Here is a 25,069-nt window from a genome sequence, read left to right on the forward strand (position 1 = left end):
AGGGGGTGAGGGGTGAGGCCGGCTCGATTTGACATGGGGCCCTTACGGGTACCCCAGGCAGGCCAAAGCCGGCAGGCCCGGCGGGGAAGAGCGTCCCGCCAGGCCTGCCGGCTTCGACCAGCCTAAGGCACCCGAACCCATGTCAAATCGGGCCTAGGTGGGAGGTTCCGGGTCCGTTGTGGTGGCTCAGAGGGTGACGGACTTGAGGAAGTCGGCGGCGACGTTGGCGATGGTCTCCTTGTCCACGTCGACGCGCTTGACCAGGTCGGCCAGCTTCTCCGTGGTCAGGGCGGCGGACACCTTGTTCAGCGCGTCCTTGCCCTTCGCGTCGATCGCGTCGGACCGCAGCAGCGGCACGATGTTCTGCGCCGGGTACATCACCTTCGGGTCTTCCAGCTCCACGAAGTCGTTCGCCTTGATGTCCGCCGACGTGGTGTAGAGGTTCGCGACCTGCACGGTGCCGGCCTTCAGCGCGTCCACGGTGATCGGGCCGCCCGCGTCGGTGGTCTTGATCTCGGTGAACTTGACCCCGTACAGCTCGCCGATCTTGGCCTCCCAGCGCTGCGCCCACTCGCCCGCCGCGCCCAGCGCGTACTTGCCGGAGCCGAGGTCGGCGATCGACTTCACGCCGCCGTCCGCGGTGGCCTTGGTGACCACCAGGACGTCCTTGTCCTCCGCCTCCGACTTCTCCAGCACCTCGAGGCCCGACGGCGTCTTGCCCTTCAGCGCCGTGAAGACCTCCTCGGCCTCGGTGGTGGTGTTGGTCTTGTCGAAGTAGTTGAGCAGGTTGCCCGTGTACTCCGGCACCACGCCGAGCGACTTGTCCTGCAACGCCTTCACGACCAGCTCGCGCGCTCCGATGCCGGACTTCACCGTCACCGTCGCGCCGGTCGTCTTCAGCGCACCGGCGTAGATCTCGGCCAGGATCTTGTTCTCGGTGAAGTCGGCCGAACCGACCACGACCTCACCCGACGCGGCCTGCTGGCCGCTCCCGCCCAGGTCCTCTTTGGACCCGCACGCGGAGACGACCAGGGCGGTCGCCGCGACGACAACGGCCAACGTGCGCTTCATGCCGTGCTTCCTCCAGACTCGACCGGCGCCGGCTCTCCCCGACGCCTCGACTGCGACCCGCCCGACCGCGCCTTCGCACTTCCCGCGCGACGAGCCTTGGCCGACAGCCTCAAACCCGCGGGCACGACCAACCTGCCCAGGCCCGCGAGCACCACGTCCAGCACGACCGCGAGCAGCGCGATCAGGATCGCCCCGCCGACGAACTGGCCGTAGTCCAACACCCGCAGGCCGTCCAGCAGTGGACGTCCCAACGTCTCGATACCCACGTACGCCGCCACCGAAGCGGTCGCGACGACCTGCAACATGGCGTTGCGCAGACCACCCACGAGCAGCGGCAGGGCGTTGGGCACCTCGACCCGCCACAGCCGCTGCGCGCCGGTCATGCCCATGCCGCTCGCCGCGTCGACCACACCGCGGTCCACGTCCTGGATGCCGGCGTAGGCGCCGGCCAGGATGGGCGGCACGGCCAGCACGACCAAACCGATGAGGACACCGGTCGTGCCGCCGCCCGCGACCAGGTACAGGAACGTCACCAGGCCGAGCGTCGGCAACGCCCGCAGCGCGTTGCTGCCGCCGACGAGCACCACCCCGCCACGCCCGGTGTGCCCGACGTACAGGCCGAGCGGCACGGCGATCAGCGCGGCGCCGAGCACCGCGCCCAGGCAGTACAGCAGGTGGATGCCGACCCGCACCGGGATCGACTTGCCACCCGACCAGTTGGCCGGGTCGACCAGCCAGCCGAACGCGTCCGCGAAGATCACGGCGCACCACCCGCCCGCACCCACGGCGTCAACCGGTTGCGCAGCAGCACCAGCAGCAGGTCGACCACCAGCGCCAGCACCAGCGTGAGCACGATGCCGATGATGATCGGCGCCAGGTACCGCTGCCGGAAACCGTCGGTGAACAACGTGCCGAGGCCGCCCGTGCCGATCAACGCGCCGACGCTGACCAGGCTGATGTTGCTCACCGACCCGACCCGCACGCCGGCGGCCAGCACCGGCACGGCCAGCGGCAGCTCCACGGTCAGGAACCGGCGCAGCGGCCGGAAGCCCATCGCGGTCGCCGCGGCGGTCACGTGGGCGGGCACCGCGGCCAGCGCCTCGGCGACCGGCCGGACCAGCAGCGCGGTCGTGTACACGGTCAACGCGAGGATCACGTTGGCCGGGTCGAGCACCTGCGTGCCGATGACCGCCGGGATGATCGCGAACAGCGCCAGGGACGGGATGGTGTAGACGATGTTCGAGATCCCGATCAGCGCCGCGTTGACCTGCCGGAACCGGTGGCACAGCAGCCCGAGCACGATCGCCAGCGCGACCGACACGACCAGCGGCACCAGCGACAGGTAGACGTGGTCGAGCAGCATGTCCAGCAGCGCCGCCCTGGTGCCCGCGTCGCTGAGGTACTTCGGGATGTCACCCACGGCGGCTCTCGATCACGTCCAGCACCTGGCGCGCGGTCACCACGCCGGCCAGCCGCCCGTCACCGCGCACGGCGACGCCCAGCCCGGACGGCGAGGACAGCGCGGCGTCCAGCGCGCCCCGGATCGACGCGCCCACCTCGTACAGCGAGCCGCCCGGCACGACCGACGAGTCCGGCGCGACCCAGCCCTGGGGGCGCTCCTCGGCGTCCACCACGAGCCGCCAGTCCGAAGAGGACCCGGCGTCGGCGCCCTCGACGACCGTGGGCACCTCGGCCACCTCGACCCCCGAGGAGTCCACAAAGGACAGACTGCGGTAGCCGCGGTCCTTGCCGACGAAGCTCGCCACGAAGTCGTCCGCGGGCCGGGTCAGCAGCTCGGCGGGCGGCGCGTACTGGGCGAGGAAACCTCCGGTGCGCATCACCGCGACCTTGTCGCCGATCCGGATGGCCTCGTCGATGTCGTGCGTCACGAACACGATGGTCTTGTCCAACTCGGCCTGAAGCCGCAGCAGCTCGTCCTGCAACCCCTCGCGCACCACCGGGTCGACCGCGCTGAACGGCTCGTCCATCAGCAGCACCGGCGGGTCCGCGGCCAACGCCCGCGCCACGCCCACGCGCTGCTGCTGGCCGCCCGACAGCTGCACCGGGTAGCGGTGGCCCAGCTCGGCGGGCAGGCCGACCAGCTCCAGCAGCTCGGCGGCGCGCGCCCTGGCCTTGCGGCGCGTCCAGCCGATGAGCAACGGCACCGTGGCCACGTTGTCCAGCACGGTCCGGTGCGGGAACAGGCCCGCCTGCTGGATCACGTACCCGATGCCGCGCCGCAGCGTGGGCGGGTCCACCTCCAGCACGTCCTTGCCGTCCACCAGGACGGTGCCCGACGTGGGGTCGATCATCCGGTTCACCATGCGCAGGGACGTGGTCTTGCCGCACCCGGACGGTCCGACGAAGACGGTGATCGTGCCCGCCTCGACCACGAGGTCCAGGCCGTTCACCGCGGTGGTCCCGTCGTCGAACCGCTTGGTCACGTCGCGGAACTCGATCACCCGTGGATCCTCCTGCCGATGGGTATCAAGCGTCGAACGACCCTAGCCCTTCAGTCGGACCGCGGCACGGCGTTTCACCATCCGGTCAGTAGGGTGCACCGGTTGTGGCAACCGAAATGGTGCGAGCGCTCCTCGCTGAACGCGGCCCGCACGCCCGCAAGCTGCGGCGCGTGGTCGACCTGCTGGCCGGTGACTGGCACACGCTCGCCGAATTGGTTCGGCTTCCCGCCGTGCCCCGGCGCACCGTGCAGGAGCTGCTGACCGCGGTCGGCGACGACCTCGAGTCCAGTCGCGACCGGTTCCGGCTCGCGCCGGCCAAGGCCGCCGACTACGCGGAGTTCGCCGCCGGTGACGATCCGGTGGACCCGGTGGACGCGCTGGTGTCCCGGCACGGCGAGCACCTGCGGTCGGTCCTGGCCGACATCGCGGACGTGCCGCCGCCCCTGGCCGCGCTGGACCACGTGCAGGCGACCGCGGAGACGGCGCTGAAGCGCGCGTTGTGGTTGGACACGACCTACGACCTGGCCGGGCGCACGCTGCTGTGCCTCGGCGACCACGACCTGACGTCGCTCGCGGTGTGCGCGGTGAACCCGGACGTCGAGGTCGTCGTGGTGGACGTGGACGACCGGCTGCTGGAGTTCGTCTCCACCCGTGCCGCCGCACGCGGGTGGTCGGTGCGGACGGTGCACGCGGACTTCCGGTTCGGCCTGCCGCCCGCCGTGCTGGAGTCGGCGGACCTGGTGTTCAGCGACCCGCCGTACACGCCGGAGGGCATGGCGCTGTTCGCCGCGCGGGCGGTCGAGTGCCTCGCCGACCTCGGCCGGGGACGGGTGCTGCTCGCGTACGGGTTCAGCGACCGGACGCCCGCGCTGGGGCTGAAGGTGCAGCAGGAGCTCCAGCGGCTGGGCCTGGTGTTCGAGGCGATCCTGCCCGCCTTCCACCGGTTCGACGGCGCGCAGGCCATCGGCAGCGCGGCCGACCTGTACGTGTGCCGGCCCACGTCACGCCGTTCGGTGTCGCCCGCGTCGGCGAAGACCGCCATCTACACGCACGGTCCGCAGTCGGTGGAGGCGACCGGGCCAGGTTCGACGGCGCTGGCCGCCCTGGTCGACCTCGCGCCGCGGCCGGAGTCCTCGCCGCCGCCGAAGCCGCGCGCGCCGGGGTGGGCCGACCCGATCGGCAAGGGCGCGGCGTCGTTGGCGGTGGACCTGTCCGGCGACCCGGGTCCGTGGCTGCTGCGGACCCTGCTGGCGTGCTCGCCCGGCCGGATGGCGGCCCTCGTCCCCAACAACCACCCGAACGTGTCGTCCGCGGCGGGTCAGCAGGAGCTGAGGTCGTTGGTGGACACCAGGTTCGCGCTCCGGTTCCTGCGGTCCACACCGGACGGCAAGCACTGCGTGGTGGTGGCGGACCAGGTGCTCGCGGGCACGCTGGACGTCGGCGGGCTGACCGTGCGGGAGGTGCTCACGCGCGCGCACGGCAAGCTCGGCAACGTGTGGCGCGAGGCGTTGGTCACGGCCACGCGCGGCGCGCTGACCAAGCGGGAGGCGCGGGAGCGGATCGGCGAGCACGAAGACCTGGAGCTGCGGCTGATCGACCTGCCCCGGCACCGGATCGCCGAGCTGCTGCCGCTGATCCGCGCCTCGGCGGCCCGGTGACCCCGCCGGAATGCGGCGAACCGCGCCGGGCGGGCCGGGTTCGGCGGTAACTTCCCCCTCGAACCTGGAGGCGCGCGCATGACTCACCCCTACCCCGGTCCGCAGCCGGGTCCGCGGCAGTACCCCGGCCAACCGCCGTTCCCGGGTCAGCCGCAGCCCGGCCGGCAGTACCAGGGTCAGCCGCCCTTCCCGGGCCAACCGCCCTTCCCGGGCGCGCAGCCGTACCCCGGTCAGAACTACCCCGGTCCGCCACGTCCGCCGGGCAAGGCGATGCCCGTGGTCGCGGCGCTGCTGTACCTGCCGGCCGTGCTGCTCGCCCTCGTCGCCTCGATCGGGCTCGCGAGCCGCTCCGGGTTCGCGTTCGACCTCTGGGGCGCGATCCTCATGCCGCCGTTCCCCCGCGGCTACAGCAGCTTCGGGGTCGCGAGCACCGTCTCGTTCGTCCTGCCGGTCCTGGCGCTCGTCCTCGCCGTGCTGCTCCTGTGCCGGATCCCCGGTGTGCGCTGGGGGCTGGTCGCGATCTCGTTGCTGGCCGTCGTGCACTTCGGGCTGGTGCTCGCCCAGGTCGACTCGGGCCTGCCGCCCTCGGTCGGCATCACGACGCTGGTCGCCTTGGTCCTGTGGCTCGTCCCGGCCGTGATCGCCGTCCTGCCGCCGGTGGGCCGGGCGATGCGGGGCGCGCGGCCGAGGACGCCGAACCAGCCGGTCGGGCAGCCGATGGGTGGTCCGCCGCCCGGTGCTCCCGGCCCGCCGCCGCCCGCCCAGGGGCAGTGGGGCTGACCGGGGGACTCACCCGCCGAGGCGCGTGATGGCCTCGAGCATGTCGCGCGCCTTGCCGAACAACGCCTTCAGCGCGGCCAGGATCCGCGCCACCACGCGCACGAGGTCCGCCGACCGCCGGTTGATCCGGTCCAGCACGACCGCGCCGCGCCCGACCGCCCACGCGGCGAACTCGGGCAGCGAGCCGCCCGACGTGACCTCCGACGCCGCGAGCGCCACCGCGGCGTTGCCGAAGACCTCTTGGACGAACAACGCGACCACGTCGCGGAACACGCCGCGGATGGCGGCGGTGATCGCGCCGACCTCGGCCACGTGCGCCGCGACGTCCGCGCACAGCCCGCTCATCCCGGCGATCTCCGCGGTGAGCCGACCGCCGCCCGACCGCCGCCGCGCGATGCCGTCCAACGTGGTGGCGACCTGCCTCCAGGTGGCGACCGCGTCCTCGAACCGGTCGCCGTGGCCCGCCAGCCAGTCCAGCGGCTCGCGCAGGAAGTCGACGTGCTCAACCAGCCACCCGAGCCCGGCCGCGACCAGCAGGCCCAGCGGGTCGGCGTCCGCGCCCGGCACGGCGAGGTCGGCCTCGAGCGTGTCCGGCGCCGACCCGGTCAGCTCCAGCACGGGGAACCCGGTCACCGGTGCGCCGACCCCGGCTCGTCCTCGGGCGCCCACAGGCTCCGCGGCAGGGGCAGGTCGTCGTCAGCGGCGTCCGCGGCCGGCGCCGGCGGGACCGCGGCGGTCAGGAAGTCCATCGCCGCCGTACCGCCGAACTGCGGTTCGACGACCGCCGCCGCCTGCCGCGCGGCCTGCTCCTGCGCGCGCCGCACGGTGTCCATCACGACCTCGCCGAGCCGGGCGTGCGAGAGCCGCCCGGCGTCCGGCGAGAACTCGATGTGCCGCAACGACCCGTTCGGCGCGACGGTCGCCGTCACCGCGCCGTCCGGGGACCGCTGCGTGGCCTGCGCGCGCCGGATGCGGTCCCGCAGCTCGCGGGACCGCTCGGCCAGGTGCCGTGCCCTGGTCTCGAGGTCGGCGATCATCCGTTCCGGGTTCACCGGTCAGCCCTTGACGTCGTGTCGTCCATCGCGACGGGAGTACCGCCGATCAACCGGCGCGGGGGATGTGCAGCGGACCGAGGGCGAGCACCGCGCGGAACTCCTTGGGCGGCACGGGACGCGAGAACAGCCAGCCCTGGTAGGTGTCCACCCCGATGCCGCGCAGCACCTGGAACTGCGTCGCGGTCTCCACGCCCTCCGCCACGCACCTGCGGTCCATCGCGCGGGCCATGTCGACCACCGCCTTGGCGACGGCGAAGTCCGACGGGTCCTTGCCCAGGCCGGAGACGAACCGGCGGTCGACCTTGATGATCTGCGCGGGCAGGTCCTTGAGCCGGGCCAGCGACGAGTAGCCGGTGCCGAAGTCGTCCACGGCGAACCGGATGCCCCGCTCCACCAGCTCGTCCATCGTCTGGCGCACCCGGGACGGCAGGTCGACCAGCGCCGTCTCCACCAGCTCCAGCACCACCCGGTCCCACGGGATGCCCGCCTCGGCGATGGCGTCGGCCACGATGTCGGCGAACTCCGGGTCGCCCGGCACCAGCCCGGCCAGGTTCACCGCCACGGACACCGGCTTGCCGCCCGGCTCGGGCCAGGTCGAGGCCTCCTTCAGCGCGGTCCGCAGCACCCACCGGTCCAGCTCGCGCATCAGGTCGCCCTGCTCGGCCACCGGCAGGAAGACGTCCGGCGGCAGCAGCCCGCGGTCCGGGTGCGGCCAGCGCACCAGCGCCTCCGCGGTCTGCACCACGCCGTCCACGCCCACCACCGGCTGGAAGTGCAGCGCCAACCCGTCGTGCTGCAACGCCTCCCGCAGCTGGCCCTCCAGGTGCACCTGCCGGTCGGCCGAGGCGATCAGCGCCGCGCTGGCCAGCGACACCCGGCCGGCGCCCGCCCGCTTGGCCTCGAACATCGCCGCGTCGGCGAAGCGCAGCAGGTCGTTGCCGGTGGCGCGGGAGCCGTTCGGCACGGCCGCGCCGATCGACGCCGACACGCGGACCAGCTGCCCGTGCACCGGCACCGCGGTGCGCAGCAGCCCGGCGACCCGCGTGGCCAGCGCGTCCACGCCGCCGACCGCGTCCAGGTTCTCGCAGATGATCACGTACTCGTCGCCGGACAGGCGTGCCGCCGTGCAACCGTCCGGGAGGCCTCCCTCCAGCCGCCGGGCCAGCGCCACCAGCAGCTCGTCGCCCGCGTCGTGGCCGAGCGAGTCGTTGACCCGCTTGAAGTTGTCGATGTCGCAGAACAGCACGGCGACCTTCGACCGGTCCGGCGAGGCCAGCAGCTCGCCCAGCATCTCCTTGACCAGCGCCCGGTTCGGCAGGCCGGTCAGCTCGTCGTGCGTGGCCTGGTGCCGCAACGCCTCGGCCGTGCGGCGGCGCTCGGTGATGTCCTGGAACACGATCAGCCAGAACCGGCGGCCGTCGTCCTGCACGGACAACGCGATGTGCAGCTCGCAGTACACCTGCACGCCGTCGCGGCGGACCATGATGCGCTGCGGGATCTTGTGGGTGCGCTCGGCGTCCGGCGCGGACATCTCGTCGATCGACGGCAGCCGGGTGTCGTCGTCCGGGTGGGTGAGCATGCTCGCGGTCATCCCGCGCAGCTGCTCCAGGTCCATGCCGAGCAGGTCGCACAGCGCGTCGTTGGCGTCGACCAGCCGCTCGCCCTCGTCGAACAGGCCGATGCCGACCGGCGTCAGGGACACCAGGTCCGCGAAGCGCTGGCTGGACCGCTTCATCCTGGTCTCGGCGGCGCGCTGCTCGGTGATGTCCTGCGCCGTGCCGACCGCGAGCGGCAAGCCGTCCGTGCCCTTCACGACCACGCCGTAGCAGCGGAACACGCGCTGCCGGCCGTCGCGGCGCACGATCCGGTGCTCCAGCTGGATCGGCACCTCCTCGGTGGCCAGCTGCTGCCACAGGTCGTCCACCCAGGCGCGGTCGTCGGGGTGCACGAGGTCGAGGTAGGTCTGGTAGCGGGTGTGCTCCTCGCGCGGCACGTCGAACAGCTCGGCCAGCATGTCCGACCACACCACGTCGCCGGTCTGCAGGTTCCACTCCCAGACGCCGAGCTGCGCGGCCTTCTGCGCGTCGGCGAGCCGGCGGCGGTCGTCGCGGAGCTGGCGCTCCAGCGCGCGGGCCTCGGTGACGTCCTGGACGGTGCCGTGCAGCCTGCCGACCTTGTCGCCGTCGAACTCGGCCCGCGCCCGGCACACGTAGACGCGGTCGCCGTCCTCGCTGCGCACCTCGACCTCGACCGTGCTGCCGTCCTGCGCCCGCTGCATCAGGCTCTCCAGGGCGGGCCGGTCGTCCGGGTGCACGGCGAGCAACCGGGCGTTGGGCTCGACGCCCAGCTCGGCGTACATCTCCAGCAGCACCTCGCTGCGGTGCAGGGCGCCGGACTCGACGTCGAAGCTCCAGCTGCCCATGCGCGCGATGCGCTGCGCCTCCAGCAGCCGGGCGCGCTCGGTCTCCAGGGCGCGGTCGGACCGCCACTGGTCGGTGATGTCGCGGATGTAGCCGGTGATGAACTGGGTCCGGCCGTCCGATCTCAGCTTCGCCTCGGCCACGCCCCGGATCCAGCGCTGCTCGCCGTCGGGCAGGATGATCCGGTAGACGATGTCGATCGGGCTGCCGTCGAGCGCCCGGTTGGCCCAGTAGCTGGCGACCATCTCGTAGTCGTCGGGGTGCACGACGTCCAGCACGGCCTGCGCGCCGGGCACCACCTCGCCGGGCCGCACGCCCATCATCTCGTAGTGCGACTCGGACCAGACCGTGACGCCGGTGTCCGGGTCGTACTCCCACGAGCCGATCTGCGCGACCCGTTGCACGGTGCGCAGCCTGCGCTGCTCGTCGCGCAGGTCCTCGGCGGCCTGCGCCAGGTCGGAGACGTCGACCAGCAGCACGGCGTGCAGGCCGGTGCCGGGCACGTGCGTGCGCACCACCCGGACCGGCACGAGCGCGCCGTCGGCCTGGTGCAGGCGCAGGTCGTCGGGTCCGCCCAGCAGCAGCTCGCCGAGGGACCGGCCGACGAGGTCGTCGGCGGAGCGGACCTTCGTCAGCTCCACCGCGGCGGGGCTGGCCCGCATGACGACGCCCTTGGGGTCGCACAGGAGCGTGGGCGCCTCGGGCAGCGCGATGCCGTCCAGCGTCATGTCGCCGTTCTGCGGACGCGCTGGGTCGAGCACCACCGGAGCGCGTCCAACCCGCTTGGGCACGGTCCCACCTTCCCGTGTCTACGGCAGGGATGACCGGCCCGACCGCACCCAAAGACGGCGTCCCTCTCCACGGGCAATATTCACCCGAGGAGAGGGACGGTAGCGCTTCGGAGCGTCATCGCCCACCCCTCAACGGGCTAACGAAACAACACGTTAGCGGTTTCGTTGCCTGTCGACGGGTACGGACGGATGCGGCCGGAGCTCTCCCAACTCCGACTTGGAGTCAGGCTACTCCGTCTTCGCGGGCTGCCAAGGCCACGGCGGCGGCCACTTCCGGGCCGACCCGCGGGTCCAGGGCGCTGGGCACGATCCGGTCGACCGAGAGGTCGTCGGCGGCGACCGCCGCGATGGCGTCCGCGGCGGCGAGCTTCATGCCCTCGGTGATCCTCTTCGCGCCCGCGTCCAGCGCGCCGCGGAAGATGCCGGGGAACGCGAGGACGTTGTTGATCTGGTTCGGGAAGTCGCTGCGCCCGGTGGCGACCACGGCGGCGTGCCGCCGTGCCACGTCCGGGTGCACCTCGGGATCGGGGTTGGACAGCGCGAACACGATCGAGCCGTCGGCCATGCTCGCGATCAGCTCCTCGGGCACCTTGGACGACGAGACGCCGACGAACACGTCCGCGCCCCGCAACGCCTCGGCGATGCCGCCGCGCAGGCCACTGGCGTTGGTGACCTCGGCCAGCTGCGCCTTCACCGGGTTGAGCGCGTCCCGGCCGACGTGCACGATGCCGCGCGAGTCGACCACGGTGACCTCGCCGACGCCCGCGGCCAGCAGGATCTTCGCGCACGCCACACCGGCCGCGCCCGCGCCGGAGATGACCACGCGCTGGTTCGCCACGTCCTTGCCGAGCACGGTGTTGGCCCCGCGCAGGGCGGCCAGCACCACGACCGCGGTGCCGTGCTGGTCGTCGTGCATGACCGGCACGTCCAGCGCCTCGATGAGCCGGGCCTCCAGCTCGAAGCAGCGCGGCGCGGAGACGTCCTCCAGGTTGACCGCGCCGAAGGACGGGCGCAGCCGGACCAGGGTCTCGACGATCTCGTCCACGTCCGTGGTGTCCAGCACCAGCGGGATGGAGTCGAGGCCGCCGAAGGTCTTGAACAGCGCGGCCTTGCCCTCCATGACGGGCAGCGACGCGCTCGGGCCGATGTCGCCGAGGCCGAGCACGGCGGTGCCGTCGCTGACCACGGCGACCAGGCGGTGCGCCCAGGTGTACTTGGCGGCCAGGGCCGGGTCGTCCGCGATGGCCCGGCTGACCCTGGCCACGCCCGGCGTGTAGGCGATGGAGAGCGCGCGCGGGTCGGCCAACGACGCCGTCGCGCCAACGGCCAGCTTTCCGCCTTCGTGCGCGCGGAAGATTTCCTCGTCGCTCAATTCGGTGGTCGTGGGCGGCTGGTCGTTCAATGCGGTCACGGAAGTCCTCCTGCGGTGCGCGATACCTGCGGCGCACCGGGACCGGCGTTGTCACGCGGGTCGACGGGGCCTGTCTGGGAGTGGTCCACGCGGTCTGCGGGACCGCTCTCGGGGGCGGTGTGCGGGCAAGCATGGCAGCGTCGCCGACGGCTGTCTGCGGCGGGGATCACACTTTTTCCGCAGGTCAGAGGTAGTGCCACAGAACGTACGTCCGGTTTTCTGGACCGACCGGTCAGTTTCCGCAGGCAGGATCGGTCAAGAACCGGCGGGTCCTAGGGTGTTCGCCATGCAGGCACGTGAGTTGAAAATTTCCGGCGCTTTCGAGTTCACCCCTTCGGTGTTCCCCGATGACCGCGGTTTGTTCGTCGCGCCATACCAGGAAGCGGTGTTCGCGGAAGCCGTCGGGCACCCGTTGAAGGTCGCCCAGACGAACCACAGCGTGTCCAAGCGCGGCGTCGTGCGCGGCATCCACTACGCCGACACGCCGCCGGGGCAGGCCAAGTACGTGCACTGCCCCCGCGGCCGGCTGCTCGACGTCGTGGTGGACCTGCGGGTCGGCTCGCCCACGTTCGGCGAGTGGGACGCGGTGGAGCTGGCGGAAGGGGTGTTCAACTCCGCGTACCTGCCCGAGGGGGTCGGGCACGCGCTGATGGCGCTGGAGGACGGCACGGTCGCGTCGTACCTGTGCTCGGAGGGCTTCAACCCGAAGGCCGAGCGCGGCATCCACCCGCTGTCGATGGACCTGCCCTTCCCGACCGACCTGACCCCGCTGCTGTCGCCGAAGGACGCCGCCGCGCCGACGTTCGAGGAGGCGCGCGACACCGGCCTGCTGCCGTCCTACGACGACTGCGTGGCCTGGTACGCGAAGCTGCGCGCCTGACCGCCGCCGCGGCGTTGGCCCGCCCGGGCAGCCGGCGGCTGGGCCTTTCGGGGTAGCCGGCGCGTCCAGCGCCGCTCGCGGTCCCGGCGGTCAGCCCCCCGGGGCGGGCCGCCGGCGCAGCAGCCGCGGCCGGGGCCAGAGGCGGAGGCGGACCACACCCACCACCTCCGCCGCGCCCAGCGTCCGCGAGTCGGTGGAGGCGAACGGGTTGTCGCCCTCCACGTGCCAGCCGCCGCCGTCGGGCCGCACCGCCCGCTTGACCGACAGCTGCCCGGGCCGCGCCGCCCACCTGACCAGCACGAGATCACGCGGACGTGGCGGCTTTCCGAAGTGGACCAGCACCACGTCCCCCATCCGCAGGGTCGGGACCATCGAGGGTCCGACCACCCGAACCAGCGGCAACGGGTTGGCATCCGGCCGTGCCAACGATCACCTCCACCTGCTCGCGCCGAGGCCCCGGAGTAGGGTTCGTCACGTCGGAGCATCCACTGTCAGGGAGGAAAGATGCGACTTCTGTCGCGCATCCGTTCACTCCGCCGCCCGCTCCTGGAGGCCACCGCGCACTGCGACCTCCCGTGCGGTGTTTACGACCCGGCCCAGGCCCGGATCGAGGCCGAGTCGGTCAAGGCGATTCAGGAGAAGTACCAGGCGAACGAGGACCCCGAGTTCCGCACCCGCGCCCTCCTGATCAAGGAGCAGCGGAGCGAGCTCGTCAAGCACCACCTGTGGGTGCTGTGGACCGACTACTTCAAGCCGCCGCACTTCGAGAAGTACCCGGAGCTGCACGACTTGTTCAACCGGGCCACCAAGGCCGCCGGCGCGTCCGGCGCGAAGGGCTCCATGGACCCCGCCAAGGGCCAGGAGCTGCTCGACCTGATCGCCCAGATCGACAAGATCTTCTGGGAGACCAAGGCCGCGGCCTGATCACCTGCTCCAGCGCGGCGCCGACCGGATGACGATCGTCCGGTCGGCGCCGTTCCGCGTCCCGGGGCGAGGTGGGCGCGCTGCCCACGCCCGTCGGATCGCCCCGGGCGCCGGTCCGCAACCGGTGCCCCGACCCGGTGACGGGGTGCGGCGTCCGTAAGCTCGGGCCGTGACCTCACACGTCTACCTGCTCCGGCACGGTCAAACCGAGTGGTCCGAGAGCGGTCGGCACACCGGGCTGACCGACGTTCCCCTGACCGACGCCGGGGTGCAGCAGGCGCGACGCGCCGGCGCCGTGCTGGCCCGGCTGCGCGCCACCGACCTGCCGCCCGCGCTGGTGCTGACGAGCCCGCGCCAGCGGGCGTGGCGGACCGCCGAGCTGGCCGGGCTGCACGACATCGAGCGCACCGAGGAGCTCGCCGAGTGGAACTACGGCGACTACGAGGGCCTCACCACGCCCCGGATCCGGGAGACCGACCCGGGGTGGACGGTCTGGACCCACGCCGTCCCCGGCGGCGAGACGCACGACGAGGTGCACGCGCGTGCCGTCAAGGTGCTCGACCGGGCACGTCAGGCGCTGCTCAGCGGTGACGTGGTGCTGGTCGGCCACGGCCACTTCAGCCGCGTGCTCATCGCCACCTGGCTGAACCTCCCGCCGAGCGAGGGCGTCCACTTCGGACTGGACCCGGCCGGCACGACGGTGCTCGGCGACGAGCGCGGCGACCCGCAGGTCCGGCGGCTGAACGTGCCCGCCTGGGAAGTCGACGTTGACTGATCCTCGCGTCCGCCGCGTCCGCGAGGAGGACGTGCCCGCTGTCGTCGCCCTGGTCGAGGAGCTGGCCGAGTACGAACGCGCGCGGCACGAGTGCCACCTGACCGTCGAGCAGCTGCGCGACGCGCTGTTCCGCCCCTCGCCCGCCCTCTTCGGCCACGTGGCCGAAGTGGACGGTCAGGTCGTCGGGATGGCCTTGTGGTTCCTCAACTTCTCCACTTGGCGCGGCACGCACGGCGTCTACCTGGAGGACCTCTACGTGCGGCCGGACCAGCGCCAGAGCGGGCTCGGCCGGGCGCTGCTGCGAGCGCTCGCCGAGGAGTGCGTCGCCCGCGGCTACGCGCGCCTGGAGTGGTGGGTGCTCGACTGGAACGCGCCCGCGATCGGCTTCTACAAGTCGCTCGGCGCGCTCCCGATGGACGAGTGGACCGTCTTCCGCCTCACCGACGACGCCCTCACCCGACTGGGACGGGACGGCTGACGCCGACCTGCCGGATCAGCCCCACCCACCACACGAACGTGAACGCGATGACGGTCGGGTTCTTCACGAACAGCAGCACGGCCAGGTAGGTCTGGCGCGCCGACTCGGGCAGCAGCCCGCCGACCACCTGCTCGGCGACGACGTCGAACACCAGCACCGCCGCCGCGAGCAGCACGCCCTGCCACACCAGGCTCGGCCAGTGCCGCGCCGCGAACGACCGCGCGTTCGCCCACCTCAGCCGCTCCCCCTTGGTCGCCAACCGCCAGATCGCGACGACCAGCAGCACCCGCGCGGCCACCACGACGACCTCCGACGCGAACGCCACCCCGCTCGGCACCAGGTCGCCCCAGTTCACCACCACGAGCCGTTGCACGGACGCCACCAGCGACAACCCGACGACCAGCGCCCAGTGCCGCAGGTAGAACCGCCCGGCCCAGCGCGGCACCTCGGCCGCCAACAGCAACTCCGCCATAAGCACCTCTCACCAGCCGAATATTTTAGTTCAGTGTACTGAAATATCAGCCAAGGTAAAGTAGCCGCATGGACGGGCGGGACTTCGGACGTGAGCTGAGCACGGCGGTGGTCGCGTTCCACGAGGCCGTCGGCGCGCGGTTGGGCGTGACCGCGGTCGACCAGCGCGCGCTCGCGCTCATCGCGGGCAAGGGCCCGCTGACGGCGGGCGAGCTGGCCAAGGAGATCAACCTGACGCCCGGCGCGGTCACCGGCGTCGCCGACCGGCTCGAACGCGCGGGCCTGGTGCGGCGCGAACCCGATCCCGGCGACCGCAGGCGGGTGGTGATCAGCGCCGTCCCCGGCGCGTTCGGGCAGGTCTTCGCCGGGCTCAGCGCGGCTATGGACGAGCTGAGCGCGCGCTACGCCCCCGAGGAGCAGAAGGTCATCGCGGACTGGGTCGTCCGCGCGGTCGCCGTGCTGAAGGAGCAGACCCGGCTGCTCGGCGAGGCCGGAAAGCCCTCTCCTGGTCGGCCGTGATCCGACCGTCCGCCGCCGGCACGACAGCGGACGCGGCCAGGCCCACGGCGCTGACCCACGATCCAGCACGCGATGGCCCGCGGCAGACCGAACCGGCGCTCACCGCCCGCAGGGCACCGCCTCGATCCCGGGCAGTGCGATCAGCGGAGGGCGCAGGCGGTCCCCTCGCCCCAGCCGTCGGCGCACGTCAGCCGGCGGTCGGCCGCTTCACGCCCACCGCGCCGTAGGTGACGGCCTCGGCGCCGGACTCCGGCTCGCCCTCGCCACGCCACTTCGTCGCCAGCACCAGCCCGGGGTCGAGCAGGTCGAAGCCCTCGAGCATCGCCTCGACGTCCGACTTCGACCGCGCCACGATCGGCGAGTCCGTCTCGGCGGCCACGCCCACCACCTTGCGCACCAGCTCGGGCTGCTCGTCCGCGGTCAGGTGGCTGATCACCAGGTAGCTGCCGTCGGCGAGCACGTCGCGGTAGCGGCGGACCAGCTCGACCGGGCGGTCCTCGTCGGCGAGGTACGGCAGGATCGCCACCATCAGCACGGCGACCGGCCGCGTCAGGTCGAGCAGCTCGCGGACCTCGGGCGCGTCGAGCACCGCGCCCACGTCCCGGATGTCGGCCTCGGCGATGGCCGCGCCCGCGTTGTCGCGCAGCATGGTGCGGCTGTGGGCCACGGTGGCGGGCTCGTTGTCCACGTACACCACGCGGCACGCCGGGTCGGCCCGCTGGGCGACCTCGTGCACGTTGCCCGCGGTGGGGATGCCGGAGCCGAGGTCGAGGAACTGCCGGATGCCCTGGGCCACGCACAGCCGGACGGCCCGGCGCAGGAACGAGCGGGTGTGCTGGACCATGGCGGCGGTCGGGATCTCGTTCATGGACCGGTCGGCGAACTCGCGATCGACCGCGAAGTTGTGCGCGCCACCGAGGTAGTAGTCGTAGAGCCGGGCCACGTTGGGGCGCTCGACGTCACCGTTGGTCGACACCCACCTCGGGGGGTTCTGCACTGCGCACCTCACCCTGCCTGCACCAGGAGCGGCGCGAACGCCTGCCAGACCGTATCTGGCTACTCCGTTCGTGTCCATCCACCAAATGTGAACACGCACGGTGATTGTGACTGGTGAGTGGCGCCGGATCAAACCGTGGTGCCCCGGCCGAGGGGGCGGCGCAGGGGGAGAGGTACCTGCCCCCTCGGCCGGGGAGTCTGCTCACACGCCGGCGTAGGAGCGGATCCAGTCGCGGTAGCGGGTGACGGCGGTGTAGTTCGACCGGCTGGAGCGGTCGCTGGTGGAGGCGACGCCGACCTGGTAGCGACGGCCGTCGACCGGGCTGGTGGCGAACATCGGGCCGCCCGAGTCGCCGCCGGCCGCGATGCCGTCGATGCGGGACACCGAGATCGCGACGCCGCCGCGGTAGTCACGCCCGTTGACCGAGGTCACGCGGGTGTTGGCGTACTTGAGGTAGCGGGCCTGGCAGTTGATCTCCGGCTGGTTGGTGCAGGTCGCACCCCAGCCGTAGAGCTGCACGGTCTGGCCGACGGCCACCGCGGTGGTCGTGCCCAGCGGCGCGTAGGTGCCCGAGACCGACCGGTCCAGCCGCGCCAGGGCCAGGTCGACCGAGGGGTGCTGGATGATCTGGGTGGCGGTGGCCATGGTGCCGCCGGTGGTCTGGTCGAGGCTGCCGATGCGGAACGTGTAGGTGCCCGAGCTCGCCACGCAGTGCTGCGCGGTCAGGACCCACTGCGGGGCGATGATCGTGGCCGAGCAGTTCTGCTGGCCGTTGCGGAACAGGCGGGCCGCCCACGGGGCGTCGCTCGCCGTGCCGCCGCCGATGATGTACGGCTCGATGCCGCCGGCCTCCTGGGCCGACGCCGTCGGGGCGAGCGCGGTCAGGGCGAACGCGGACAGCAGTGCGGTAGTGGCTCCGACCACCGCGGACAGGGCGCGAGTGAATCGCATGGAGTTGTCACCTCAACGAACGCAGGGAGTGGTGAATTCACCACCCACAGCGTCACCTGTTGGAGTGACGACGACCACCCGCCGTTAGTCGGCGATCACCCAGACGATGGTCGGCGGCCGAATGGCCCTGAACGACCGGATTGCCCTACGCGTCCGCTTCGTCCTCGTCCACGCCGAGCGCCCACCGGCGCACCGGGTTGGTGAACAGCAGCACGAGCGTGCCGACGACGTACGCGCCCAGCAACGCGCCCCACAGCTGCCGGTCGGACGGCCCGTACATGTACCAGGCGACACCCAGCAGGAGGAGCTGCACGACGACCGCGGGCGTGCGCCCCCAGTGCTTGCCCAGCACCAGGCCGGCGCCGGCCGCGAGCACACCGGCCGACAGCACCGCGAAGTAGGCGGCCTCGCCCAGCACCTCGCCGGACTTCTCCGCGCCGAACGACCGCACCACCAGCGCGACCGCGAACGCCAGCCCCGTCAGGCCCTGCACCGCGGTCAGCACGCCGGCCACCCGGACCGCCGGTGGGACCTTGCCTTCGGTCGACACGCCGCGCCCCTTCAGCCGTGCGCCCTCAACTGGGCCTTTCCTCACCGTGCGTACTCGTCACGCATCGTAGGCCACCCGGTTGGCGTGTCCCGTTCGACCGCCCCAGGGGCGATGATCACAGGAGTCTCTTCGGCGAGCCGGCGGTCGGGCCGGGGTGCACTTGTCGCGAGACGCGGGACGCAGCTCAGAGGTACACACGGAAAGGAGACGTCGGCCACTTTCGTGCGCTCTCCAGCCTCCTACCGGGTGACGCGCAACCTGTCTCAGGTGACGCGCTGTCCTACCCTGCAAGGGTGCGCGCACTTCTGGTGGTCAACCCGCAGGCAACGGCAACCACGCCTGCCGGTCGGGACGTGCTCGCGCACGCACTGGCCAGTGACGTGAAGCTCGACATCGTCGAGACGGACTACCGCGGCCACGCGGCCGACGCCGCCGCGCAAGCCGTCGTGGACGGGTACGACCTGGTCGTGGCCCACGGCGGCGACGGCACGGTGAACGAGGTGGTCAACGGCGTGCTGCGCGAGGGCGCGCAGCCGGGCCTGCCCATGCTCGGCGTGGTGCCCGGCGGCTCGGCGAACGTCTTCGCGGGCGCCCTGGGCCTGCCGCGCGACCCGGTCGAGGCCACCTACCGCCTGCTGCAGGCCATCGAGCACGGCACCAGCCGCAAGGTCAGCGTCGGGCGCGTCTCGGCCACCGGCGCGGGCGCCGACCACGACCGCTGGTTCACCTTCAACGCGGGCGTCGGCTGGGACGCCGACGTGGTCGCGGCCGTCGAGCACCAGCGCGCCAGAGGCCGCCAGGCGTCACCGACCCTCTACGCCCGCACCGCGCTGACCAGCTATTTCTCCCAGCGCAGGCAGCCGCCGACGCTCACCGTGCGCATCCCGGAGGAACCGCCGTTCGAGGACGTGCGGCTGGCGTTCGTCTCGAACACCGACCCGTGGACCTACCTCGGTGACAAGGCGATCCGGCTCAACCCCAGCACGTCGTTCGACGGCGGTCTCGGCTTGTTCGCGCTGCACGGGATGGGATTGCCGACAGTTCTTCGCTATGTCGCGCATCTCTTGGCCACGGATGGGAACCCCAAAGGCGGGAACCTGCTCCGGCGCGACGACGTCGAGTTCGTCCGGGTGACGAGTCCGGAACCCGTCAACCTGCAGGTTGACGGCGACCTGCTCGGCGCGTGCACCGAGGTGGAGTTCACCGGTGTGCCAGGCACGCTCACGGTCGCCGTGTGACCGTGGTGTGACCGGCTCGGTACCCATCCGCGATGTTGTGACCTGGCCTGATACCGCTCCGTGAAACCCCGGGTGAACTGAGTCGATCTTTCGGGTGAGTTCACTCACCGGGTTGGGGCTAAACCCTTGACATCCCCGCCGTTCGTGAAAGCATTCACAAGCACCCCAAAACCGACCGCTGACGAGTGGCGCGCCTTCGCGCGCGCCTAGCTGAGGAGTAGTTCCAATGGACTGGCGCCACCGCGCGATCTGCCGCGACGAGGACCCCGAGCTGTTCTTCCCCGTGGGGAACAGTGGTCCTGCGCTCCTGCAGATCGCCGAGGCGAAGACCGTCTGCCGCCGCTGCCCCGTCGTCTCCGACTGCCTCTCGTGGGCGCTCGAGAGCGGCCAGGACGCCGGCGTGTGGGGCGGGATGAGCGAAGACGAGCGTCGCGCCCTCAAGCGCCGCAACGCTCGCACCCGGGCTCGCAGCAACGCCTGAGCCGCCTCGACCGAGCACACGAAAGGCCCGACACCGTGCCAGGTGTCGGGCCTTTCGCTTGTGTTGCACACCCTCCCGCATGACCACGTGACCCCGCTGAGGCAGGTCGTCACGTGTGCACGAGGAGCAGTCTAACGCCGGGCCCTGAGCGGTACGCGCAGGACCGCCTCTGTACCGCCTCGGGGCCGCCGCCGCAAGCTCAACGAGCCCCTGAGTTCGGACTCCACCAGCGTCCGGACGATCTGCAGGCCGAGCCGGTCGGTGCGCTCCAGCGAGAAGCCCTGGGGCAGGCCGCGGCCGTCGTCCGAGATCACCACGTCCAACCACTTCGCCGAGCGCTCCGAGTGCACGACCACCTCGCCGCGCTGGCCGGCCGCGTAGGCGTGCTCGAACGCGTTCTGCACGAGTTCGGTCAGCACCATCACCAGCGGGGTGGCGAGCTCGGCCTGGACGATGCCGAACTTGCCGTCCCGGCGCACCACGACCTGCGACTCGGTGGCGGCCACGTCCGACATCATCGGGATGACCTTGTCCACCACGTCGTCGAGGTCCACCCGCTCGTCCACCGACATGGACAGCGTCTCGTGCACCAGCGCGATCGACGTGACGCGGCGCACCGACTCGGCCAGCGCCTCGCGCGCCTCCTCGCTGCTGGTCCGCCTGCTCTGCAGGCGCAGCAGCGCGGCCACCGTCTGGAGGTTGTTCTTCACCCGGTGGTGGATCTCGCGGATCGTCGCGTCCTTCGACATCAGGGCGCGGTCGCGGCGGCGGACCTCCGTGACGTCGCGGCACAGCACCAGCGCGCCGGCCGCGCTGCCGCGCGGTCGCAGCGGCAGGGCGCGGAACAGCACCGCCGCGCCGCGCCGCGACTCGGCCTCGATGCGCATGCTCGGCTGGCCGTCCAGGGCGGAGCGGATGCGCTGCGCGACCTCGGTGGCGTCGAACGGGTCGCCGATCAGGGACCGCGTCAACGGCGCCAGGTGCACGCCGACCAGGTCGGACGCGTGCCCCATGCGGTGGTAGGCGCTCAGCGCGTTCGGGCTGGCGAACACGACCGCGCCCGAGGCGTCCAGCCGGATCAGGCCGTCACCGACGCGGGGGCTGGTGTGCACGTCCGGCGACGGCTCGGTGGTCGGGAACGTGCCGTCCGAGATCATCTGGCACAGGTCGGCGGCGCTGCCCAGGTAGGAGATCTCCAACGGGCTCGGCACGCGCGGCACGGCCAGGTTCGTGTTGCGGCTGAGGACCGCGATGACCACGCCGTTGAGCTTGACCGGGATCGCTTCGCGGCGGACCGGCACGCCGAGGTGCCAGCGCGGGTCCTCCTCGCGGCAGATCCGCGACTCGCTCATCGCGCGGCGCAGCTGGGGGTGTTCCTCGACGTCCACCGTGCTGCCGACGACGTCCTCGGGGTGCGCGGTCGGCGCGGTCGTCGGCCGGGCCTGCGCGACGCACAGGAACGTCGTCTCGTCCAGCGGCACCCACATCAGGAAGTCGGCGAAGCTGAGGTCGGACAGCAACTGCCACTCCGCCACCACCAGCTGCAGGTGGTCGACGGCTCCGCCGGAGAACTTGGTGTGCTCGGCGAGGAGGTCGGTGAGCGTGGACAGCTACTCCACCACCGCGATGAGGTCGCCCTCTTGCACCACGTCGCCGGTGGACACGGCGATGCGGGTGATCCGGCCCGCGCCCTCGGGGAGGACGGGGATCTCCATCTTCATGCTCTCGAGCACCACGACCGTGGTCTCGTGCGTGACCTCGTCGCCCTCTTCGACGGCGATCTGGGCCACGTTCGCCACGATCTCGGCCCGGATTTCCTCGGCCATGGTCCTCCTTCGTCGCTTCATCCAACCACGATTCAGACCCGGTGCCGTGCCCGAGCGACCGCGTGACACACTGGGGTGAGGCAGTTCGAGCACTAGGAGAACCCCATGTCGAAGCGTGCCCGCAAGCGCCGCGACCGCAAGAAGGGTGGCGCCAACCACGGGAAGCGCCCCAACGCCTGATTCGACGTCACGGCGTGCGAAGGGCCCCGGAGCACCGCTCCGGGGCCCTTCGGCTGTCAGCACACGTCCGAGGTCGCACGATCGGGTGACCTCGGGCGGCGGGTCAGCCGGCGGACGTCTCCGTCCGCGTCACCGTGGTCGTGACCTCGACCTCCAGCGTCGTCTGGTCCGCCGTCTGGTAGAGCCGGGCGCGCAGGCGCCGCTTCAGCTCCTCCGGCGCGAGCTCGCCGCCGCACTTGCGGGCCAGCAGCGCCTTCAGGTGCTCCTCGACGCCGTACTGCTCCAGGCACTGGTCGCACTCCTCCAGGTGGGTCTGGAGGAGGGCTTTGCGCCGCTCGTCACACTCCTGGTCGAGGAACAGGTAGACCTCGGACAGGACCTCCGAGCAGTCCGTCTCGTGCGGTTCGCCGCAGCTCATCGGCCCGCCACCTCCTGCCGGCCGTCGCGGATGATGCCGCGCTCGCGCGCGGTGTCCGCCAACTGGTCGCGAAGCTGCCTGCGGCCCCGGTGCAACCGGGACATCACGGTGCCGATCGGGGTGCCCATGATGTCTGCGATCTCCTTGTAGGCGAAGCCCTCGACGTCCGCGAGGTACACCGCGATCCGGAACTCCTCCGGCAGTCGCTGCAAGGCTTCCTTGACGTCCGAGTCCGGCAGCCGGTCCATCGCCTCGACCTCCGCCGACCGCAGCCCGGTCGACGTGTGGCTCTCCGCCTGCGCCAGCTGCCAGTCGGTGATCTCGTCCGTCGGCTGCTGGATCGGCTGGCGCTGCTTCTTGCGGTAGCCGTTGATGTAGGTGTTGGTGAGGATGCGGTACAGCCAGGCCTTGAGGTTCGTGCCCTCCGAGAAGGACGCGAAGGCGGCGTACGCCTTGAGGTAGGTCTCCTGGACCAGGTCCTCGGCGTCGGCCGGGTTGCGGGTCATCCGCAGGGCCGCCGAGTACAACTGGTCGAGCATCGGCATCGCGTCGCGCTCGAACCTGGCTGCGCGCTCGGCCGTTGTCTCGTCAGTCGGCGTGTCCTGCGTTCGCGTGGCTGGCACCGCGCTCCCTTCCCACCGGCTGGTCAGCGCGGCGGATGGAACTGTCTGGGACGCAGTCGAGGATACGCGGCGGTCCCCGGGTCGGCAGTGAGCCGAGCCACGCGGTGGGCGCGCCTTGACCTGCCTGCCGACCTGCTGCTCCATCACCTCGGTAGCCACGCTCGCACCAACGCGGCGACGCCGCCGGGCATTCCCTCGGCTATCGTGCGCGATCATGGCCGGACGTGGGACGCCCGCCACCGCGTTGCTGGACAAGCAGAAGGTGGCCTACGCGCTGCACTCCTACGAGCACGACCCCCGGCACGAGTCGTACGGGCTGGAGGCCGCGGAGGCGCTGGGGATCGCTCCCGGACGCGTGTTCAAGACGCTGGTCGCGGACGTGGACGGCAGGTTGGCCGTCGGTGTGGTTCCGGTCACGGGCCAGCTGGACCTGAAGGCGCTGGCCGCGGCCGTCGGCGGGAAGAAGGCGAAGATGGCCGACGTCGCGGCGGCCGAGCGCGCCACCGGGTACGTGGCGGGCGGCATCTCGCCGCTGGGGCAGCGCAAGCGGCTGCCGGTGGCGCTGGACGCCTCGGCGCAGGCCTTCGAGACCATCTACTGCTCGGCGGGCCGGCGCGGGCTCGAGGTCGAGATCGCCCCGGCGGACCTGGTCCGGCTCACGCAGGCGGTCGTCGCGCCCATCTCGGCCTGACCGGGGGACGTCCCGGGCGTCACACCTCGAGCGGGCGCAGCACGCGGTCGAGCCACTCCCCGACGGCACGGCCCACCGCGCCGACGTCGGCCTTGAGGTTGTGGTCGCCCGGCAGCAGCACGACGTCGCGGTGGTGCGCCGCCTCCGGCCTGCCGAACGGGTCGTTCTCGCCCTGCACCACCAGGGTGGCGACCTCGACGCCGTCCAGCTCGGCCATCCGGGACTTCTCCGGCTTGCCCGGCGGGTGCACGGGGAACGCCAGGCACAGCACGGCCACCGCCTGGCCCTCCGCCGACGTCCGGCAGGCCACCCGCGCGCCGGAGGACCGGCCGCCGAACAGCAGCGGCAGGTCGCCGAACCAGGTCTCGCCGAGCGCGTCCGCCACCGCGAGCCACGCCGCGTCGAGCTGGTTGGCGGGCGCGGGCGCGCGGCGCCCGGCCACCCGGTAGGGCTGCTCGACCAGCGCCACGTGCACGCCCACGTCCACCGCCGCGCGGGTCGCCGCCACCAGGTCCGGCGCGTCGATCCCGCCGCCCGCGCCGTGCCCGAGCAGCAGCGCGGCACGGCTGTCGGAGGCGCAGTGCAGCTCGGCCCGCGCGGGGCCGTGCGGGGTGTCGACCACCCGCGAGGTCATGTCAGCTCGAACAAGGTGGGCTCCGGCTTCTCGGACTCCCCCAGCGCGACGGCCGCCATGAGCGACGGGTCGTTGTTCTTGATGCTGTTGACCTTCATCGACACCGGGCGCAGCTCCAGCGCGTCGACCAGGTCGAGGTCGGGCGCGAGCAGGTCCTTCGGGTCGGCGTTGTCCGGGTCGAGCCACGCCGCCCAGCGGTCCTTCGGCAGCACCAGCGGCATCCGGTGGTGCACGGAGGTCATCTCGCCGATCGCGTCCGTGGTGAGCACGGCGCACGTGATGATCGGCTTGCGCTCGTCGCCGTCCTGCTGCCACCACACCGACCAGATGCCGGCCATGGCGATGCTGGAGTCGTCGCCGGGGTTGATGAAGTACGGCTGCTTGCGGCCCTCGCCGGGCTGCCACTCGTACCAGCCCGCGGCCGGCACGATGCACCGGCGCTTGGCCGCCGAGTCGCGGTAGGCGGGCTTCTCCAGCACGCTCTCCGCCCGCGCGTTGATCATCTTCGCGGCGCCGGACAGGTCCTTGGCCCAGTGCGGCACCAGGCCCCAGCGCATCACCCGGACGCTGCGCTCGGTGGTGTCGGGATCCGGGTTGCCGTCGTCGTCGCGAGGGTGCCGCTCGACCACCGCGAGCACCTGCTTGGTCGGCGCGACGTTGTAGTCGGCGCCGGGCGCGTCGCCCTCGGTGCCGTCGACCGCGTCGAACTCCGCCGCGAGCAGCGCGGGGTTCTTGGTGGACGCGTACCTGCCGCACACACCGATCACCTCTCCACAGATCACCCT

Annotated in this window: 30 protein-coding genes; 11 read left to right on the top strand and 19 right to left on the bottom strand. The window is 72.1% G+C overall.

The genetic code is table 11. The features are described from left to right. Positions 1–186: 186 nt before the first annotated feature. Genes IOD16_RS31995 through IOD16_RS32010 form a run of 4 tightly spaced genes read right to left on the bottom strand, consistent with a single transcriptional unit; the run spans position 187 to position 3,533 of the window. Positions 187–1,071: an ABC transporter substrate-binding protein gene (locus IOD16_RS31995; protein ID WP_201437496.1), complete on the bottom strand. Its 885-nt coding sequence runs from the start codon at positions 1,069–1,071 to the stop codon at positions 187–189. Continuing rightward, entirely contained in the window at positions 1,068–1,829 is a 762-nt protein-coding gene (locus IOD16_RS32000) for an ABC transporter permease (RefSeq protein WP_442978137.1), read from the bottom strand. Before IOD16_RS32000 ends, IOD16_RS31995 begins: the two co-directional genes overlap by 4 nt. Beyond that, a complete protein-coding gene (locus tag IOD16_RS32005) occupies positions 1,829–2,434 on the bottom strand; it encodes an ABC transporter permease (RefSeq protein WP_201441650.1) in 606 nt (201 codons plus the stop codon). The genes IOD16_RS32000 and IOD16_RS32005 overlap by 1 nt, the downstream gene beginning before the upstream one ends. A 49-nt stretch (positions 2,435–2,483) precedes the next feature. After that, positions 2,484–3,533: an ABC transporter ATP-binding protein gene (locus IOD16_RS32010; protein ID WP_123745568.1), complete on the bottom strand. Its 1,050-nt coding sequence runs from the start codon at positions 3,531–3,533 to the stop codon at positions 2,484–2,486. Positions 3,534–3,649: 116 nt separating this feature from the next. Here IOD16_RS32010 and IOD16_RS32015 point away from each other — a divergent pair, with 116 nt between their 5' ends. Both IOD16_RS32015 and IOD16_RS32020 read left to right on the top strand, forming a co-directional pair. Continuing rightward, positions 3,650–5,191, top strand: a complete 1,542-nt coding sequence (locus tag IOD16_RS32015) for a bis-aminopropyl spermidine synthase family protein (RefSeq protein ID WP_201441651.1) — start codon at positions 3,650–3,652, stop codon at positions 5,189–5,191. A gap of 78 nt (positions 5,192–5,269) precedes the next feature. After that, on the top strand, positions 5,270–5,971 hold the full coding sequence (locus tag IOD16_RS32020; RefSeq protein ID WP_201437498.1) for a hypothetical protein: 702 nt from the start codon (positions 5,270–5,272) through the stop codon (positions 5,969–5,971). A gap of 9 nt (positions 5,972–5,980) precedes the next feature. On the opposite strand, the gene IOD16_RS32025 is transcribed toward IOD16_RS32020, so the two are convergent. From IOD16_RS32025 to IOD16_RS32040, 4 genes are all read right to left on the bottom strand, one after another. Further along, complete coding sequence (locus tag IOD16_RS32025) at positions 5,981–6,604, bottom strand: hypothetical protein (RefSeq protein WP_201437499.1); 624 nt, start codon at positions 6,602–6,604, stop codon at positions 5,981–5,983. Continuing rightward, a complete protein-coding gene (locus IOD16_RS32030) occupies positions 6,601–7,023 on the bottom strand; it encodes a YbaB/EbfC family nucleoid-associated protein (RefSeq protein WP_123745565.1) in 423 nt (140 codons plus the stop codon). Before IOD16_RS32030 ends, IOD16_RS32025 begins: the two co-directional genes overlap by 4 nt. A 49-nt stretch (positions 7,024–7,072) precedes the next feature. Further along, positions 7,073–10,237 (bottom strand): bifunctional diguanylate cyclase/phosphodiesterase, encoded by a 3,165-nt coding sequence (locus IOD16_RS32035; RefSeq protein ID WP_201437500.1) that lies wholly within the window; start codon positions 10,235–10,237, stop codon positions 7,073–7,075. Positions 10,238–10,460: 223 nt separating this feature from the next. Continuing rightward, on the bottom strand, positions 10,461–11,648 hold the full coding sequence (locus IOD16_RS32040; RefSeq protein WP_201437501.1) for an NAD(P)-dependent malic enzyme: 1,188 nt from the start codon (positions 11,646–11,648) through the stop codon (positions 10,461–10,463). A gap of 286 nt (positions 11,649–11,934) precedes the next feature. On the opposite strand from IOD16_RS32040, the gene IOD16_RS32045 reads away from it, so the two are divergent. Beyond that, positions 11,935–12,528, top strand: coding sequence for a dTDP-4-dehydrorhamnose 3,5-epimerase family protein (locus IOD16_RS32045; RefSeq protein WP_123748334.1), 594 nt, complete (start codon positions 11,935–11,937; stop codon positions 12,526–12,528). Between the two features lie 90 nt (positions 12,529–12,618). Here IOD16_RS32045 and IOD16_RS32050 read toward each other — a convergent pair whose 3' ends face one another. Then, complete coding sequence (locus tag IOD16_RS32050; RefSeq protein ID WP_268957652.1) at positions 12,619–12,954, bottom strand: S24/S26 family peptidase; 336 nt, start codon at positions 12,952–12,954, stop codon at positions 12,619–12,621. A 78-nt stretch (positions 12,955–13,032) separates the two neighbouring features. On the opposite strand from IOD16_RS32050, the gene sodN reads away from it, so the two are divergent. From sodN to IOD16_RS32065, 3 genes are all read left to right on the top strand, one after another. Continuing rightward, complete coding sequence (gene sodN, locus IOD16_RS32055; protein ID WP_123745562.1) at positions 13,033–13,452, top strand: superoxide dismutase, Ni; 420 nt, start codon at positions 13,033–13,035, stop codon at positions 13,450–13,452. Between the two features lie 169 nt (positions 13,453–13,621). After that, positions 13,622–14,227 (top strand): histidine phosphatase family protein, encoded by a 606-nt coding sequence (locus IOD16_RS32060; protein ID WP_123745544.1) that lies wholly within the window; start codon positions 13,622–13,624, stop codon positions 14,225–14,227. Continuing rightward, entirely contained in the window at positions 14,220–14,705 is a 486-nt protein-coding gene (locus IOD16_RS32065) for a GNAT family N-acetyltransferase (protein WP_123745543.1), read from the top strand. Before IOD16_RS32060 ends, IOD16_RS32065 begins: the two co-directional genes overlap by 8 nt. Here IOD16_RS32065 and IOD16_RS32070 read toward each other — a convergent pair. Then, the gene (locus tag IOD16_RS32070; protein ID WP_201437503.1) at positions 14,680–15,177 is read right to left on the bottom strand and encodes a hypothetical protein; all 498 of its coding nucleotides are present in this window, start codon (positions 15,175–15,177) and stop codon (positions 14,680–14,682) included. The genes IOD16_RS32065 and IOD16_RS32070 overlap by 26 nt on opposite strands. A gap of 68 nt (positions 15,178–15,245) precedes the next feature. On the opposite strand from IOD16_RS32070, the gene IOD16_RS32075 reads away from it, so the two are divergent. Continuing rightward, complete coding sequence (locus IOD16_RS32075; protein WP_123745541.1) at positions 15,246–15,695, top strand: MarR family transcriptional regulator; 450 nt, start codon at positions 15,246–15,248, stop codon at positions 15,693–15,695. Between the two features lie 187 nt (positions 15,696–15,882). Here the strand turns inward: IOD16_RS32075 and IOD16_RS32080 are convergent, their stop codons facing one another. The 3 genes from IOD16_RS32080 to IOD16_RS32090 form a co-directional block, all read right to left on the bottom strand. Further along, the gene (locus IOD16_RS32080) at positions 15,883–16,692 is read right to left on the bottom strand and encodes an SAM-dependent methyltransferase (RefSeq protein WP_236594505.1); all 810 of its coding nucleotides are present in this window, start codon (positions 16,690–16,692) and stop codon (positions 15,883–15,885) included. Between the two features lie 201 nt (positions 16,693–16,893). Then, positions 16,894–17,643, bottom strand: coding sequence for a S1 family peptidase (locus IOD16_RS32085; protein WP_201437505.1), 750 nt, complete (start codon positions 17,641–17,643; stop codon positions 16,894–16,896). Positions 17,644–17,788: 145 nt separating this feature from the next. Further along, a complete protein-coding gene (locus IOD16_RS32090; protein ID WP_201437506.1) occupies positions 17,789–18,193 on the bottom strand; it encodes a hypothetical protein in 405 nt (134 codons plus the stop codon). A gap of 293 nt (positions 18,194–18,486) precedes the next feature. Between IOD16_RS32090 and IOD16_RS32095 the strand changes: the two genes are divergently transcribed. Both IOD16_RS32095 and IOD16_RS32100 read left to right on the top strand, forming a co-directional pair. Next, positions 18,487–19,431, top strand: coding sequence for a diacylglycerol/lipid kinase family protein (locus tag IOD16_RS32095; protein ID WP_201437507.1), 945 nt, complete (start codon positions 18,487–18,489; stop codon positions 19,429–19,431). A 226-nt stretch (positions 19,432–19,657) separates the two neighbouring features. Then, on the top strand, positions 19,658–19,912 hold the full coding sequence (locus tag IOD16_RS32100) for a WhiB family transcriptional regulator (RefSeq protein WP_053719541.1): 255 nt from the start codon (positions 19,658–19,660) through the stop codon (positions 19,910–19,912). A 131-nt stretch (positions 19,913–20,043) separates the two neighbouring features. Here IOD16_RS32100 and IOD16_RS32105 read toward each other — a convergent pair whose 3' ends face one another. Both IOD16_RS32105 and IOD16_RS32110 read right to left on the bottom strand, forming a co-directional pair. After that, positions 20,044–21,522, bottom strand: a complete 1,479-nt coding sequence (locus IOD16_RS32105) for a sensor histidine kinase (protein WP_123745536.1) — start codon at positions 21,520–21,522, stop codon at positions 20,044–20,046. Then, complete coding sequence (locus IOD16_RS32110) at positions 21,523–21,738, bottom strand: biotin/lipoyl-binding carrier protein (protein ID WP_123745535.1); 216 nt, start codon at positions 21,736–21,738, stop codon at positions 21,523–21,525. It lies immediately after the preceding gene. A gap of 105 nt (positions 21,739–21,843) precedes the next feature. On the opposite strand from IOD16_RS32110, the gene IOD16_RS41600 reads away from it, so the two are divergent. Continuing rightward, positions 21,844–21,918 carry a 50S ribosomal protein bL37 gene (locus IOD16_RS41600; protein WP_096498094.1) on the top strand — a complete coding sequence of 25 codons (75 nt, stop codon included), beginning with the start codon at positions 21,844–21,846 and terminating at the stop codon, positions 21,916–21,918. A gap of 103 nt (positions 21,919–22,021) precedes the next feature. Here IOD16_RS41600 and rsrA read toward each other — a convergent pair whose 3' ends face one another. Together rsrA and IOD16_RS32120 are read right to left on the bottom strand one after the other, a co-directional pair. Continuing rightward, positions 22,022–22,336 (bottom strand): mycothiol system anti-sigma-R factor, encoded by a 315-nt coding sequence (gene rsrA, locus IOD16_RS32115; RefSeq protein WP_123745534.1) that lies wholly within the window; start codon positions 22,334–22,336, stop codon positions 22,022–22,024. After that, positions 22,333–22,959, bottom strand: a complete 627-nt coding sequence (locus IOD16_RS32120) for a sigma-70 family RNA polymerase sigma factor (RefSeq protein ID WP_123745533.1) — start codon at positions 22,957–22,959, stop codon at positions 22,333–22,335. Before IOD16_RS32120 ends, rsrA begins: the two co-directional genes overlap by 4 nt. Before the next feature lie 214 nt (positions 22,960–23,173). Between IOD16_RS32120 and ybaK the strand changes: the two genes are divergently transcribed. Further along, positions 23,174–23,650 (top strand): Cys-tRNA(Pro) deacylase, encoded by a 477-nt coding sequence (gene ybaK, locus IOD16_RS32125; protein ID WP_123745532.1) that lies wholly within the window; start codon positions 23,174–23,176, stop codon positions 23,648–23,650. A 19-nt stretch (positions 23,651–23,669) separates the two neighbouring features. On the opposite strand, the gene IOD16_RS32130 is transcribed toward ybaK, so the two are convergent. Continuing rightward, positions 23,670–24,284, bottom strand: coding sequence for an alpha/beta hydrolase family protein (locus IOD16_RS32130; protein WP_123745531.1), 615 nt, complete (start codon positions 24,282–24,284; stop codon positions 23,670–23,672). Then, on the bottom strand, positions 24,281–25,042 hold the full coding sequence (locus tag IOD16_RS32135) for an SOS response-associated peptidase (RefSeq protein ID WP_123748330.1): 762 nt from the start codon (positions 25,040–25,042) through the stop codon (positions 24,281–24,283). The genes IOD16_RS32130 and IOD16_RS32135 overlap by 4 nt, the downstream gene beginning before the upstream one ends. Positions 25,043–25,069 lie beyond the last annotated feature (27 nt).

This window comes from Saccharothrix sp. 6-C, from assembly GCF_016695385.1.
In the GTDB taxonomy this organism is placed as follows: domain Bacteria; phylum Actinomycetota; class Actinomycetes; order Mycobacteriales; family Pseudonocardiaceae; genus Actinosynnema; species Actinosynnema texasense.

What these genes read in the sequence shown, in the direction of transcription:
- sodN (WP_123745562.1), top strand. Translation starts at nt 13,033, where the DNA reads ATGCGACTTCTGTCGCGCATCCGTTCACTCCGCCGCCCGCTCCTGGAG.
- IOD16_RS32075 (WP_123745541.1), top strand. Translation starts at nt 15,246, where the DNA reads ATGGACGGGCGGGACTTCGGACGTGAGCTGAGCACGGCGGTGGTCGCG.
- IOD16_RS32045 (WP_123748334.1), top strand. Translation starts at nt 11,935, where the DNA reads ATGCAGGCACGTGAGTTGAAAATTTCCGGCGCTTTCGAGTTCACCCCT.
- IOD16_RS32015 (WP_201441651.1), top strand. Translation starts at nt 3,650, where the DNA reads ATGGTGCGAGCGCTCCTCGCTGAACGCGGCCCGCACGCCCGCAAGCTG.
- IOD16_RS32085 (WP_201437505.1), bottom strand. Translation starts at nt 17,643, where the DNA reads ATGCGATTCACTCGCGCCCTGTCCGCGGTGGTCGGAGCCACTACCGCA.
- rsrA (WP_123745534.1), bottom strand. Translation starts at nt 22,336, where the DNA reads ATGAGCTGCGGCGAACCGCACGAGACGGACTGCTCGGAGGTCCTGTCC.
- IOD16_RS32130 (WP_123745531.1), bottom strand. Translation starts at nt 24,284, where the DNA reads ATGACCTCGCGGGTGGTCGACACCCCGCACGGCCCCGCGCGGGCCGAG.
- IOD16_RS32070 (WP_201437503.1), bottom strand. Translation starts at nt 15,177, where the DNA reads ATGGCGGAGTTGCTGTTGGCGGCCGAGGTGCCGCGCTGGGCCGGGCGG.
- IOD16_RS32005 (WP_201441650.1), bottom strand. Translation starts at nt 2,434, where the DNA reads ATGCTGCTCGACCACGTCTACCTGTCGCTGGTGCCGCTGGTCGTGTCG.
- IOD16_RS31995 (WP_201437496.1), bottom strand. Translation starts at nt 1,071, where the DNA reads ATGAAGCGCACGTTGGCCGTTGTCGTCGCGGCGACCGCCCTGGTCGTC.
- IOD16_RS32100 (WP_053719541.1), top strand. Translation starts at nt 19,658, where the DNA reads ATGGACTGGCGCCACCGCGCGATCTGCCGCGACGAGGACCCCGAGCTG.
- ybaK (WP_123745532.1), top strand. Translation starts at nt 23,174, where the DNA reads ATGGCCGGACGTGGGACGCCCGCCACCGCGTTGCTGGACAAGCAGAAG.
- IOD16_RS32020 (WP_201437498.1), top strand. Translation starts at nt 5,270, where the DNA reads ATGACTCACCCCTACCCCGGTCCGCAGCCGGGTCCGCGGCAGTACCCC.
- IOD16_RS32110 (WP_123745535.1), bottom strand. Translation starts at nt 21,738, where the DNA reads ATGGCCGAGGAAATCCGGGCCGAGATCGTGGCGAACGTGGCCCAGATC.